Origin of the sequence: Gilliamella sp. Occ4-3 (assembly GCF_001690675.1) — a bacterium.
Taxonomy (GTDB): Bacteria; Pseudomonadota; Gammaproteobacteria; order Enterobacterales; family Orbaceae; genus Gilliamella; species Gilliamella bombi.
This window is the reverse complement of the sequence record NZ_LZHR01000003.1, coordinates 88183-102620: the sequence shown is the minus strand read 5'-3', so window position 1 is coordinate 102620 and position 14438 is coordinate 88183. Positions and strand designations below refer to the sequence as shown.

13 protein-coding genes are annotated in these 14438 nt (G+C 35.7%); 9 read left to right on the top strand and 4 right to left on the bottom strand.

Annotated features, from left to right (window positions below; all coding sequences use genetic code 11):
• The first annotated feature begins 57 nt into the window (after nt 1-57).
• Both A9G44_RS00585 and birA read left to right on the top strand, forming a co-directional pair.
• On the top strand, nt 58-1200 hold the full coding sequence (locus tag A9G44_RS00585; protein WP_034914144.1) for an MFS transporter: 1143 nt from the start codon (nt 58-60) through the stop codon (nt 1198-1200).
• Nucleotides 1175-2128, top strand: a complete 954-nt coding sequence (gene birA, locus A9G44_RS00580) for a bifunctional biotin--[acetyl-CoA-carboxylase] ligase/biotin operon repressor BirA (protein WP_065608845.1) — start codon at nt 1175-1177, stop codon at nt 2126-2128. Before A9G44_RS00585 ends, birA begins: the two co-directional genes overlap by 26 nt.
• A 67-nt stretch (nt 2129-2195) precedes the next feature.
• On the opposite strand, the gene A9G44_RS00575 is transcribed toward birA, so the two are convergent.
• Nucleotides 2196-4520: a zinc/cadmium/mercury/lead-transporting ATPase gene (locus tag A9G44_RS00575; protein WP_065608844.1), complete on the bottom strand. Its 2325-nt coding sequence runs from the start codon at nt 4518-4520 to the stop codon at nt 2196-2198.
• Nucleotides 4521-5571: 1051 nt separating this feature from the next.
• Between A9G44_RS00575 and A9G44_RS00570 the strand changes: the two genes are divergently transcribed.
• From A9G44_RS00570 to gapA, 5 genes are all read left to right on the top strand, one after another.
• The gene (locus tag A9G44_RS00570) at nt 5572-6558 is read left to right on the top strand and encodes a hypothetical protein (RefSeq protein WP_065608843.1); all 987 of its coding nucleotides are present in this window, start codon (nt 5572-5574) and stop codon (nt 6556-6558) included.
• A 107-nt stretch (nt 6559-6665) separates the two neighbouring features.
• Nucleotides 6666-6812, top strand: coding sequence for a hypothetical protein (locus A9G44_RS13380; protein ID WP_179854770.1), 147 nt, complete (start codon nt 6666-6668; stop codon nt 6810-6812).
• A 99-nt stretch (nt 6813-6911) separates the two neighbouring features.
• Nucleotides 6912-7679: an IS30 family transposase gene (locus A9G44_RS12960; protein WP_179854769.1), complete on the top strand. Its 768-nt coding sequence runs from the start codon at nt 6912-6914 to the stop codon at nt 7677-7679.
• Nucleotides 7657-7890 carry an IS30 family transposase gene (locus A9G44_RS13210; protein WP_065574266.1) on the top strand — a complete coding sequence of 78 codons (234 nt, stop codon included), beginning with the start codon at nt 7657-7659 and terminating at the stop codon, nt 7888-7890. Before A9G44_RS12960 ends, A9G44_RS13210 begins: the two co-directional genes overlap by 23 nt.
• A gap of 358 nt (nt 7891-8248) precedes the next feature.
• Entirely contained in the window at nt 8249-9247 is a 999-nt protein-coding gene (gene gapA, locus A9G44_RS00560; protein WP_065608841.1) for a glyceraldehyde-3-phosphate dehydrogenase, read from the top strand.
• Nucleotides 9248-9394: 147 nt separating this feature from the next.
• Here the strand turns inward: gapA and cspE are convergent, their stop codons facing one another.
• From cspE to yjgA, 3 genes are all read right to left on the bottom strand, one after another.
• Nucleotides 9395-9604, bottom strand: a complete 210-nt coding sequence (cspE, locus tag A9G44_RS00555) for a transcription antiterminator/RNA stability regulator CspE (protein ID WP_025315032.1) — start codon at nt 9602-9604, stop codon at nt 9395-9397.
• A gap of 385 nt (nt 9605-9989) precedes the next feature.
• Nucleotides 9990-10520, bottom strand: coding sequence for an inorganic diphosphatase (gene ppa / locus A9G44_RS00550; protein WP_034912536.1), 531 nt, complete (start codon nt 10518-10520; stop codon nt 9990-9992).
• 62 nt (nt 10521-10582) lie between these two features.
• Nucleotides 10583-11119 carry a ribosome biogenesis factor YjgA gene (yjgA, locus tag A9G44_RS00545; RefSeq protein ID WP_034912533.1) on the bottom strand — a complete coding sequence of 179 codons (537 nt, stop codon included), beginning with the start codon at nt 11117-11119 and terminating at the stop codon, nt 10583-10585.
• Nucleotides 11120-11196: 77 nt separating this feature from the next.
• Between yjgA and pmbA the strand changes: the two genes are divergently transcribed.
• Together pmbA and A9G44_RS00535 are read left to right on the top strand one after the other, a co-directional pair.
• Nucleotides 11197-12549 carry a metalloprotease PmbA gene (gene pmbA, locus A9G44_RS00540; protein WP_034912523.1) on the top strand — a complete coding sequence of 451 codons (1353 nt, stop codon included), beginning with the start codon at nt 11197-11199 and terminating at the stop codon, nt 12547-12549.
• Between the two features lie 8 nt (nt 12550-12557).
• Entirely contained in the window at nt 12558-14300 is a 1743-nt protein-coding gene (locus A9G44_RS00535) for a SulP family inorganic anion transporter (RefSeq protein ID WP_218837495.1), read from the top strand.
• Nucleotides 14301-14438 lie beyond the last annotated feature (138 nt).

Genomic DNA, 14438 nt, shown 5'->3' with positions numbered 1-14438 from the left:
TAGCACCAAATTATAATTGCCCGCAAATTTTAACCCATAATTATACGCGATAACATTATGAAACATTCGTATTCATTCCCTATTTTACTAACGAGTTTGCTCTTTGTAACAATCTCGTTGTCAGCATTAAACACACAGGTACCATTGTGGTTAGTGCGTTATGAGTTTTCGCTTGGGCAAATTGGTCTTGTCGGATCAAGTTATTTTACTGGTAACTTGCTAGGTACCATTTTCGCCAATTGGTTTATTAATAAATTCAATGCTCGGCACACATACACCTATAGTTGCATTATTTTTGCCATCGCAACCATTGGATTAAGTTTTTCAATGAATTTTTATAGCTGGATAATGTGGCGATTTTTTATAGGTATTGCTTGTGCGGTCACTTGGGTGGTTATAGAAAGTTGTATATTACTCACTGGTCCTGTACGCACGCGAGGAAAAATGCTGGCAGTTTATTTAACCACTTATTACCTAGGTACGGTTTTAGGGCAAGCTTTGTTGCAGTATTTTCCGCAAAACGTATTATATTTTGGATTAGTTATTATGTTACTAATGGGATTAGCAATTTTATTTATTTTGCTGACCCATTATAAATTACCGAAAAGGAAAAAAAGCAGTTTTAACATCATGCCAATGATATTAAATAAACCTTCTCGACTTGGGTTAACTGGTTGTGTTATTGCAGGTATGTTAATTGGTTCGTTATATTCACTTTTACCAGCCTATTACTCACATTTAGGATATAGTGATATTCAGGTGGCTAATTGGATGATTTTACTGATTTTATCAGGAGTGATTGCACAAATGCCTGCTAACTGGTGTGCAGACAAATTTGGACGGCAACTTGTATTGCTAATTGAATCATTGTTCATGTTGGCCGCATGTATCATGCTTATATTTGATTGGCTTGATACGTTGGCGATTATTTTATTAGGTGCCACTATTTACACCATTTATCCCATATCCATGGCTTGGGCTTGCTCGTGTGTTAGAAAGCAAGATATTGTGGCAATGAATCAAGCAATGCTATTGACCAACACATTAGGGAGTTTAGTTGCACCTGCGGTGATAGCATTTATTATGGATAAAACAAGTAATACCTATTTATTTGTTAGTTTTGCAATAATTTCGTTATACTTCATTATATTATTAGCCAAGAAAAGAGGAATGGATGCGCAACTACAAAAATCCGCTTAAATTAATTGAAATACTAGCCGATGGCCAATTCCATTCAGGGGAAGAATTGGCAACAATTTTTGGTATAACCCGTGCTGGCATTAATAAATACATCAAACAACTGCGTGAATGGGGGATTGAGCTAACCTCAGTACAGGGTAAAGGCTATTGCTTGGCAGCGCCTCTTAATTTGCTTAATAAAACCAAAATTAACCAGCATTATCAATCGAATAGTCGATGTGAAATATTACCGATTATTGATTCAACTAACCAATATCTAGTGGATCGAATTGGTCAATTAACATCGGGCGATTGCTGTGTGGCCGAATTTCAATCCAAAGCACGGGGAAGGCGAGGGCGAAAATGGTTTTCACCTTTTGGCACTAATCTATACTTTTCAATGTATTGGCGACTAGAACAAGGCATAGCGGCGGCAATGGGATTGAGTTTAGTTGTTGGTATTGTTATTGCTGATACCTTACGTGCATTATCTGGCCAAGACATCAAAGTTAAATGGCCAAACGATCTATATCTTAACGATCAAAAACTAGCTGGTATTTTAGTTGAGCTTGCAGGTAAAACTGGCGACTGTGCTCATGTTGTGATTGGTGTTGGCGTCAATTTAACCATGACAAACCCGGATACCAACATAGTTAACCAAAAATGGGCTAATTTAGGCAATGTTGATCGTAATTTATTAGTTGCGCAGGTTGCCAAAACTTTAAAAAGTCAATTAATAGAATTTGAAAAACATGGTTTAGTGCCATTTATTAATGATTGGAATAGACTAGATAACTTTGTTAACCGTCCTGTAAAACTATTAATTGGCGATAACATTATTCGAGGAATAGCAAAAGGTATAAATGACCAAGGAGCCTTATTGTTAGAACAAAATGGTAAAATTGAAGCTCATATTGGTGGCGAAATTTCATTAAGAAGTGATGAATAATAACCTAACAATCATTTAAAGAACCTATTCCACTTGCTACAAGTGAAATAGGTTAATTAAACCAATTTTAACTTTTATTCTTAAATTTCAAAACTCGAAGCGCATTAGCTGTCACAATCGCAGTCGTACCTGAATCAGCTAGCACAGCCAGCCACAGTCCAGTAAAGCCAAATAAGCTGGTAATTAAAAATACTAACTTAATTCCCAACGCAATTGTAACATTTTGTTTAATATTACGAGAGGCAAAACGAGTTAAACCAATTAGCTTAGGCAAACTTAACAAGCTATTTTTAGTTAATGCGGCATCAGCGGCTTCTAGCGCAACATCAGTACCACTACCCATAGCAATACTTACGGTTGCCGCTTTCATGGCTGGAGAATCGTTAATTCCATCGCCCACCATAGCAATCGACGTTGAGATACGCATCTTTTCAATTTCTGCTAATTTATCGGCAGGCAACAACTCCGCACGGTAATCCATACCCAATTGCGAGGCAATAGCTTTGGTCGCTCGCGCGTTATCGCCTGTCAGCATCAAAGTCTTAACACCAAGCTTATTAAGCTCATTCATTGTAGTAATTGCATCAGCCCGCAACACATCTTGCAATGCAATAATGCCCATCAATTGTTGATTTGTTACTGCAACTACGACAGTTTTACCAGCGTTTTCAAGTTCCTCAATAATTTTGGTATGTTCATCTTTCAATGGTGATGAAACTGTCACAACTTTACTTGGTGACACAATATAAAAAGTCTGATTATCTACCTCGCCTTGAACGCCAACCCCCGCAATCGCTTTACGATTATCGGCCTCATTGATATTTAATTGATTCTGCAATGCATAATCAACAATAGCCTTAGCAATGGGATGATGCAAACCACTTTCAATATCGGCAACTAATGTCAATAATTGCTCTTTTGAAATATCTTGACTAATCACATCGGTGACTTGCGGTTTACCTTCGGTTAACGTACCAGTCTTATCAAATGCAACCACTTTAACTGAACCAATATGCTCTAGCGCCGCACCGCCTTTAATTAGCACGCCTTGTTTTGCCGCATTAGACAATGCTGACGTTATTACCGCAGGCGTTGAAATAACCAAAGCACAAGGGCAACCAATTAACAAAAGAGTTAAACCTCGATAAAACCAAGTATACCAATCAGCATTGAACAACAAAGGTGGCGTAATAATCACTAACAGAGCAAATAAAGCAATTGCTGGCGTATAATAACGACTAAATTTATCAATAAATCGTTCAATAGGAGCTTTACGCTCCTCGGCATCTTCAATCAACTGTAAAATACGATCTACCGCATTTTGCCCAACTTCTGATACCACTTTTAATTGGATTGTATTATCAACCACGAGTGAACCAGCCAAAATCTTATCACCTGAAAGATAATTAACAGGGATCGACTCGCCGGTTAGTGCACTTTCATCAATATTGGCTTGCTCACTTATCAAAATCACATCAGCAGGCAAACGACCACCTGACGAAATTTCAATAATATCATCAGGTTTCAGACTATGACTAGCAACAGTTTTTCGCTCCCCATTAATGATTATCACTGTTTCTTCGGGCATCAGCTCAGCGAGCGACGAAATACCTTTTTTAGCTTTACTTGTAGCAACACTTTCTAGCATTTCGCCTATCATAAACAAAAATAAGACCATGGTTGCTTCTTCGGACGCACCAATAAACAAAGCCCCAATAGCTGACACGCTCATTAACGACTCAATTGCAAATGGTGTACCACTACGCATTAAAATTAAAGCTTCTTTTAAAATAGGTATTAATCCAACAATTGCAGTTATCATAAAGGCATATTCGCCAACGGTTTGATTCCATAACAAAAAAATATAACTCACCACAATTAAAGTGCCTAATATCACTAAAGGAATTAGTTCTTTTTTATCAAAACTGTGGGAATGATCATGATGATGAGAATGTTCTGGAGATGATTCAAAAATAGGTTTATAGCCTAAATCGATGACTTTATTTTCTATTAATTTAATGGTTTTTTCATTATTTTTGGGAACAAATACCACCAACTTTTCGGTAGAAAAAATAATCTTAATTTGGCTAATATTGGGTAACACTTTTAGGCTGTTTTCAATTTGTTGAGCACAGTGCGCACAATCCATGCCTTTTATTTTCCAAGTTAATTTAATTTGCTCGTTTAGCCTATCGGGATCATCAGGGGGATCGTCAAATTCATTTTTAGAAGTAGTGGTATGAGTATCGCCACCACAGCTATGTGTTGATTCTTGATGACAAGTTATATCGTGAGATAAATGAACATGATTATGTGCCATATTTAAACAATTACCATGACAACACTCATGGTGATGATGTTCATGATGTATGTATTTGTTATTATATAACATAACATTACCCCTATTTATGGATGATTTTGATTGTACGCCAAAAAATAAAAAAGAAAATCATTTTTACTTTTAGTAGCAAAAAAAGTAAAAATCACTTCAAAACTGACCTATAATACTTTTCAAAAATAACGAACTAATTAACTCGCTTAATTATTAGCATGTGCAAGGCACAAAAATTACAGCAAAAACATTGTAATAAAAACAGAAATCAGCCAATAATTACTTGATTTAATCAAAGTAAAAAACTTCAGTAAAATCAATGGTCTACCTGAACTATTTTAGAGAAAAACACAACGCTGCAAGGTTAATCTACCTATCTTTTAACTGTGTCGGAGTGCTTTGCTAACAGAGTGAGGGCAGCACGCCAGATTGGACTTCTTGGCGAGTTTGTGCTTTGTTAGGGATGCCAATTTGTCAGTAACAATTTGGCACTTTTTAGCAAAGCAAAGAGGTTTAAAAAAGGCGAATATCATAATGATTTGAGTAAATCATGCCGGTGGTTAAGAGCGATTGTAGGCGTTGGGTATCGTAGTTCATATTTTATAACCCATGTGAGTTGCAAGATGTTATGCTCAAAATTCTTAAATTAAACGTTATCACCAATATCAGTTATTTCGACAAAATTCAAAAGTTATAAAGTTAACACCTTAACACCATATTTTAATTAGAAAATTCACTTATCTATAAAGTCGAATTGTTTTATCTTTACATTTCTTTACAAAAAATCCGCTAAAAAACTAGCCAACAAATTTTTAAATGGTTATACTTTCATCGCTATAGGAAAACAGGCTTATTAAATAAGCAAATAATTATAAAAATTTAAATAAAACAAATAATTACTTGACAGGTGAACCATAATGCATTATCATTTTAGGCACAAGGCACAAGGCACAAGCACTGGCAAACCTATGTCTTAAGTTTATCAAATAATCTTATTCGACGAGTTTTTACACGAAACTTATTTATATCTTCCAAATTATCTCTCAACGAATTATCGAAATTACCGCTCAAATCACCTAAAACAGCTTTGCTAGTATTAGCACTGTTATTATTGTCATTGCCATGGAATAATGTACAGGCGAATGACAAAAAGTATCGAGCGGGTAATCGTAGTGATGCAATAATATTACTATCCGAACCATTACCAGCGGAGCCAGTTATGCCAGTTATCAAGTATGCAAGACCGAATCTACAAATGGGTGACGGCAAACACGCAGGCCCTGCTAACATATGGAATCCTAAGAAGGGCTTCTTAGTTCAATCAACCAATCCAGGATCATATAACCTCAATTTTCCAACTACAGGTGCGGATAATTTATATTTTGATTTACTCATTACAGGAATAGATGTAAGAGAATTGACATGGGCACCTGTCAGTCATGAGGGAATTACTGCAAGCGTGATAAATGTTGTACCGAATGATCACTGGATTCCTTATGAAGATAGGGGACAAGTTGTAGCACGTGTTAAGCTAACAGGTCCAGAGGCAAGAAATCAAAGGTTTAACCCTAGCCGAATTACTGTACCAAGGTTACCGCAGACGTTTGAGTTAGTGGGTAGAGATAAAGATGGTTATGAGTTAGTAAAATATGGATTTGTGTTGAGGAAGTGGTTCGTCAATCGGGTTGTAACTAAATATTATAATGATCAGTCCGCATGGTGTAGAGGTTTGGGTTATCGCATGCCGGGGGTAAGTGATTTAACCAATACGAATTGTGGTGTAAGAGGAGATCATTTTTTCCCATGTATAAAAATAAAAGTGGGTAGAGATTATATCATAATGAACGATGGCGCCAAGCCATCGTCAGGACATGGGGAATACCAACGTCAAATAGGCGCTGGATTTTTCACGGAGTGGGGCAGCATGAGATCCTACGCTGATGCGGGTTTCATCGGTAACAGCTACTGGTTAGGTGGCAGCCGATCAGGTGATACTATGATGTACGCTGTTGATTCTGGCAAAGGCTACGTCTATAAGCGCGGTGATAATCTCAGCGGTAGCGGTAACTATGGTCTTTGCTTAAGTGGTAGTGGTTAATTAATCTTTAGGGCGCGGAAGGTGGTTATGGTGCTTGAGAGGACAATATAGACAAGAATAAAGCCCCGCACAAGTTGGGGGGCATTTTCCCTTAGGGTTGCGCAGTTGTGGCAAAGCCACAAAACTGCGCCGCCCCTACCGCCACCGACGCTGAAACCACCGCACCAATCTATTTTATTCACCAAAACAAAAAGAAATTATTTTTCACTAAAAATCAGTCAGAAAAGATGATGATTTTATTAAATTTTTCTTAACTGTTTTTCCTGGATTCAAACATGAAGTGCAATTTTAAACACGGTGGAGTGAAGAAAGTAGAAAGGTGATTTATACTAGCACCTTCGCACCACCACAGTTTGGAGATTGCTAAGTATTATAATCACCTTTCTAGGAAGGAAAGATACCAGATTTTCGTATTATTACAAGCCGGAAAGAATAAAAAAGAGATAGCCCAGCTACTCAATAGACATCCTTCGACAATAAGTCGAGAGATAAAAAGAAACTCAAAACCTAATCAAACCTATCAGGCACATGATGCGGTAACCCTAGCTAGGAAAAGGCGAAAAAACAACGGTAATGGTAAGCCAATAGAGTCTTCGGTATGGCGTCAAGTTGAAAAATACCTCATGCTTTATTACAGCCCAGAGCAGATTGCAGCACGTTTAAAGAAAGTCAGCGTCCAATCAATCTATAACTATCTTTATCAAAATAAAGCGCGCTATGAACAATTCAAATCTTATCTAAGGCGAAAAGGCAAAGCCTATAGGCATTGTAAGGCACCGAGTATTAAAGAAGGAGACCGCCGATATAAACGGTCAATTAAACAACGTCCAAGTTATGTAGAAAGCCGGAAAACGCGAGGACATTGGGAGGGCGATACCATTATTAGCCGTAAAGACAAGCAAGCATTGGTGACATTAGTTGAACGCAAAACAGGGCTAGTATTAATTGGGCGCCTCAATCAACGTACCGCCTCCGAAACGAGAGATATGATAATAAAATTGCTAACGCCGTTTAAAAAAATGGTTAAAAGCATCACCTTTGATAATGGAACCGAATTTAATTATCATCATGCTATTGAGCAATTATTTAAACACCACCGTGTACTTTGCGGAGCCTTATAAAAGCTGGCAAAGAGGCACAAATGAAAACACCAATGGCTTAATACGTCAGTTTATACCAAAGTCAGCGGCCATTTCATTAGTTGACGACAAACAGATAAAGAAAATACAATATCTATTGAACACACGCCCAAGAAAACGGCATAAGTTTAAAAGCCCTGCCGATTTTTATTCTAAGGAGCTAAGAAGAATTGCACTTCATGGTGTAATCTAGGAACTTCAATAAGATCAATACGCTACCTGAAGTATTTTAAGGTAAAAATCCTACATATTGTAAAATTTATATGCCTGCCTTTTTACGACGTTAGAATATATCTAAAACTGAATTCTAAGTTATTGGTTTGTTATTTAGTTTTAGGACGGTTTTTGATTATAGTACGGCTTACTATGTTAGGTTATTTTTTACAATATCATGATTTTCTTTATAATAATTAATATAAATTACATTCAGTTTAACCTATTTAATCATTTCGTGTTTAATTATTAGGAATCTTCTTGAATAAATCTTTAAAATTTGATAGTTTACAGGAAAGATTTTTAACATTAAAAACACTAAAAAGAAGGTAATTGTTATGACAATCAAAGTAGGTATTAATGGCTTTGGCCGTATTGGCCGTATTGTTTTCCGTGCTGCTCAAAAACGTTCAGACATTGAAATCGTTGCTATCAACGATTTATTAGATGTTGAATATATGGCTTATATGCTTAAATATGATTCAACACATGGTCGTTTTGACGGTACAGTTGAAGTTAAAGATGGTAAATTAGTCGTTAACGGTAAAGCAATTCGTGTTACTGCTGAACGTGATCCTGCAAACTTAAAATGGAACGAAGTTGGTGTTGATGTTGTTGCTGAAGCAACTGGTTTATTCTTGACTGATGAAACTGCTCGTAAACACATCCAAGCTGGTGCTAAGAAAGTTGTTTTAACTGGTCCTTCTAAAGACAACACTCCAATGTTTGTTATTGGTGTTAATGATAAAGATTATGCTGGTCAAGATATTGTTTCTAACGCTTCTTGTACAACTAACTGTCTAGCGCCTTTAGCTAAAGTTATCAACGATAACTTTGGTATTGTTGAAGCATTAATGACAACTGTTCATGCAACAACTGCAACTCAAAAAACTGTAGATGGTCCATCTCATAAAGATTGGCGTGGTGGTCGTGGTGCTGCTCAAAACATCATCCCTTCATCAACAGGTGCTGCTAAGGCGGTAGGTAAAGTTATCCCTGAATTAAACGGTAAATTAACTGGTATGGCTTTCCGAGTTCCTACTCCAGACGTTTCTGTTGTTGACTTAACTGCTCGTTTAGAAAAGCCAGCTAAATATGAAGATATCTGTAAAGCAATCAAAGCCGCTGCTGAAGGTCCAATGAAAGGCGTTCTTGGCTATACCGAAGATGATGTTGTTTCTACTGATTTCTTAGGTGAAGTTTGTACTTCAGTATTTGATGCTAAAGCTGGTATCCAATTAAGTGATAACTTTGTTAAACTTGTTTCTTGGTATGACAACGAAGTAGGTTATTCAAACAAAGTATTAGATTTAATCGCAGTTATTTCTAAAAAATAATTGATATTTAACTTTGTTTATAAGGCGGCCTTAGGGTCGCTTTTTTTATGCTCTTATTTTAGAGAGATTTTTAGCTTTTTTTAGAGACAAAAAAAACGCTCACTTTGTGAGTGAGCGTTTTTCTAATATGAAATGCTAAAGTTTCAATTAGATTACAACGACTTCAGCAGCTGCAGGTCCACGAGGGCTATCTTGGATAGCAAATTCAACTTGTTGTCCTTCAGCTAATGTTTTAAAACCATCACCTGAAATAGCTGAAAAGTGAACAAATACATCTTTACTTCCATCCGCAGGGGTAATAAAACCAAAACCTTTACTTTCATTAAACCATTTTACTTGGCCTGTTTTTTTATTCATTTACTAGACATCCTAACAATAATTAATAATTAGCCATTACGGCCGCATGGGTTTTAACATCGTGTTAATAATGTAACTAAAAGCCAAGATAATGTGCTTAACAATACATTATTGTGGTTCGTTGTTATTCACTATTTTGTACTTTGTTGTTTACCCAGTGATATTACCGCATAAATTATAATCAAAAGCAAGATGTGAATAATAATTTTTTTTTATAAAAAAAAAAGTTTTATTGAATTTTCAGGAAATTATTTTTTAATTGATAAAAGTCAAATTTTAATCGCTGAAATTTTAATTGATTTTTAAAGTCACTAAAAAATTATGAAAAATAAAAAAGCCATAAAATAATATTTATGGCTTTGATAAAAATATTTTTTATTGAACTTTATTTATTTTTTGCTCGTTCAAATGACTCAATAATTTCTTTACGGGCTGCATTAGCGTTATCCCATCCGTCAACTTTCACCCATTTACCTTTCTCTAATGCTTTGTATTGTTCAAAAAAGTGTTTGATTTGTGATTTGAGCAATTCAGGCAAATCATCAACATCTTTAATGTGATCATATTCTTTTGATAGTTTGCTGTGGGGTACTGCAACTAATTTTGCATCTTGACCTGCTTCGTCTGTCATTTTTAATACACCAACTGGGCGGCAACGAATAACTGAGCCTGGTTGTAATGGATATGGCGTTGGGACTAATACATCAACTGGATCGCCATCTAATGATAATGTGTGATTAATATAACCATAGTTGCATGGATAAAACATTGCTGTAGCCATAAAACGGTCAACAAATACAGCGCCAGTGTCTTTATCAACTTCATATTTAATTGGATCTGCATTGGCTGGAATTTCAATCACAACGTAAATATCATCTGGTAATTCTTTACCTGCTGGTACATTTAAAAGTCCCATTTTTGTATCCTCTATCTAAGTTTATATAGTGTTTGTGAATAATAAGCGGCACATTATAAAGATTATTCAGTGTCGCTCAATTCTTTTAAATATTGAAAAATTTGTCTTGCCGTTTTGGTTGGCTTGTTTGTTTCTTGCTCTTTTTTTGCTAAACGGGCTAAGGTTCGTAATTGCTGACGATCAGCAGTTGGGTACAAACCGATAATATTTTCGGCATCGCCAGTTGCAATCAATTCATCACGAAGTTTTTCAAGTTTGTGAAACAGGGCGATTTGCTGATTATGGCGATTTTTAAGTTTATCAAGTGCTTGACTAATTGGGTCAATATCTCGGTTACGCAGCAGTTTACCAATGTATTGAATTTGGCGGCGATACCCTTCTTTTTTTATTTTCTGCGCAAGTTCAATTGCATAAGAGAGATCTTCATCGAGAGGAATTTTTTCAAGTTCGTTTTTGCTTAGCTTGACAAGTTCAATCCCTAATTTTTTTAAAACTTCAGCATCACGTTTAATTTCACTTTTACTAACGTAGATGATTTCGTCATCTTCAGTGTCAATAGCGAAGTTGGGTTCTAGATTTGTCTCTTGATTATGATTCATGTTATTTCTTTTGTTAACTATTGTGTAATTCTAGCTTATTATAACGTATCGCTAGCAGAATTGTAGAAAATAATAAAATGAGTATTGAACAGATTAAAAAAGAAGCTTTAAATCAAAAAGAAACTTTATCGGCAATTGTTGCTAATGCTATTGAGCAAGCAAAGTCACGTGTTGATGAAGTTGAGGTATCGATTAATAAGTCAACAGGTATTAATGTTAGCACTCGCATGGGTGAAACCGAGAATGTTGAATTTAATAGTGATGGTGCGTTATCTATTACTGTTTATCAAAATAAACGTAAAGGGAGTGCTTCTACCAATGATTTGTCTTCTCAGGCTATTTTGCAAACGGTGAATATGGCGATTGATATTATGCAATATACTTCGCCAGATCCTTGTTCAGGTTTGGGTGATGTGAGTCAAATGGCATTTAATCCACCCGATTTAGATTTATTTCATCCTAGTGATTTGAACGTTGATAATGCCATTGAGCAGGCTAAACAAGCCGAATTAACTGCGTTAAATCATTCCAAATTGATTAATTCTGATGGCGGTTATTTTAGTAGTCGCTATGGCGTTTATGTTTATGGTAATAGTTTGGGGATGTTGCAAGGTTATTGCGCAAGTTCACATTCACTTTCATGCTCAGTTATTGCTCAACAAGCAGGGCAGATGGAAAGTAATTATGCTTATACTTCATCACGTGATTATAGTCAGCTCAAGTCTGCTGATTGGGTTGGTGTGCAGGCAGCTGATAGAGCGATTTCACATTTAGGCGCTAAACAGATCGCAACAATGCAAACTCCAGTGTTATTTAGTGCTGAAGTTGCCGTTGGACTCATTAGGCATTTAGTGGGGGCCATAAGTGGCGGTGCCATTTATCGTAAATCTTCTTTTCTTTTAGATAGTGTAGGGAAGGAGATTTTTCCTAATTGGGTAACTATTTATGAGGATCCTTTTATTTTAAAAGGCGTTGGATCATCGCCTTTTGATAGTGAAGGGACAAAAACAGTTAAGCGCAATATTGTTGAGCAAGGTGTGTTGCAAACTTATTTGTTAGGCAATTATTCAGCTCGTAAATTAGGCTTAAAATCGACTGGGCATGCAGGTGGGATTCATAATTGGTTTGTATCGCCAAGCCATGCAAATGCTAGTTTTGATGAGATGCTAAAAAAATTGGATAAAGGTGTTTTGGTGACTTCGTTAATGGGGCAAGGTGTTAATAGTGTGACTGGTGATTATTCGCGTGGAGCTACAGGATTTTGGGTTGAGAATGGAAAAATTCAATATCCAGTTAGTGAAATCACCATTGCTGGTAATCTTAAAGATATGTATAAAAATATTGTGGAAATTGGAAACGATATCGAAACCAGAACAAGTATTCAATGTGGCTCAATTTTGATTGATAATATGAGTATAGCGGGGAAATAAGGATTAGCATGGCTGATTTGTTAAAAAGTACTTTTTTTCAAAAACTAATTGCATGGATGCCCGGATTAGGCAGTTTATTACAGTATAAACGAGAATATCTTAATTTTGATATTAAGGCTGGTTTATCAGTTGCTGCTGTTTCGTTACCTGTTTCAATTGCTTATGCTGAATTGACTGGTGTTGGCGCTATAGCTGGACTGTATTCGACCATTTTGCCTTTAATTGTATATGCGTTTTTTGGTTCTTCTAAACAATTGATTGTAGGACCTGATACAGCAACTTGTGCTGTAGTTGCCGCTGTTGTGTTACCTTTAGCGGCTAATGATCCAATATTGCGCTGGCAATTAGTTATTATATTAACAATAATGATAGGCATTTGGTGTATCATTGCTGGAAAGTTACATCTTGGTGCTTTAGCCGACTTACTTAGTCAGCCTATTTTAATTGGTTTGCTTAATGGCATATCAATTACCATTATGGTCGATCAGTTAGCCAAGACCTTAGGCTTTAGCTACGATTATTCTTATTTGATTGAGCGAATAGTCTATTTCCCTTTTAAATTGTCAGAAATTCATATAGGCACTGCACTCGTTTCGTTTTTTACTTTGTCTATTTTAATTGCCTTAAAGCGATTAAAACCTCTATATCCTGCACCTTTATTAGCTGTTATTGTGATGACGTTTTTTTCGTGGGTGTTTAATTTTGAATATTTTAATATTCGTATTATTGGTAATGTTAGCAGTGATTTTATTCCTACCGAGTCATGGCTTGATTTTGATAAAGGATTAATGCGTGATTTAGTTGTTCCTTCACTTAATATTGCTATCATCTGTTTTGTTAGTATGATGATAACTGTACGCAGTTTTGCATCAAAAAATAACTATGAAACCAATGCCGATGTTGAATTTAAAGCGTTAGGTATAGCTAATATTGTAGCAGGGTTATCACAAGGGTTTGTTGTTAGTGGTACATCATCAAGAACAGCTGTAAATGATGCAAATGGAGGTAAAACGCAACTAGTTTCGATTATTGCAGCAATATTAATTGGTATTGTGGTATTGTTTTTCCTTTCGCCTTTACAATATATTCCAACTTGTGTGTTAGGGGTTATTTTAATATATTCTTCAATTTCACTCATTAATTTTCAAACCATCGTTCGCTTTTTTAAATTTGATCGAGATGCTTTTTATTTGAGTTTGATAACACTCATTTCAGTACTTGTTATAGGGATTATTCCTGGTATGGCGTTAGCGGTACTACTGGGGTTATTTTTATTTTTGCGTCGGGTATTTAGACCAAAAGATCAATTACTAGGTGTTGATGAAAGTGGTCGGATTCATTCCATAAGCCAAAATGTGCAACCGATTAGTAATACAATGATTTATCGATTTAATTCTCCGCTAACTTATTTCAATATCGCTTATTTTAAGCGAAGAATTATCAGTTATATTGATGAGTCTAGTGATCCAATAAGCTATGTTATTGTCGATGCAATCCCTTGTTTTACTTATAAAGATGTGAGTGTGCTGTCGGGAATTGATGAATTAGTGAAGTCTTTAAAAGTAAGAAATGTTACCCTAATTTTATCTGGTCGACGTAAAACACTTAAAAATTGGTTTAAACAGATGAATATTAAGCTTGATGATGAGTATATCGAGTTTGCTTATGATCTTTATTTTGCAGTTAAGTTAGCTCAAAGTAAGGAGCATATGGATAATAAAACTGATGATGAATCTGAACATTTATCATGACTTTTCATCAAATATGTAGGATTTGTTTTTAATTATCTGACATTTCTCAATTATTGACAGATAAAGTAATATTAATATGGACAATCGCCTACAAATTTAAGTACAATATTAGATCTTTCAAATAAAGTATTTTAGTAA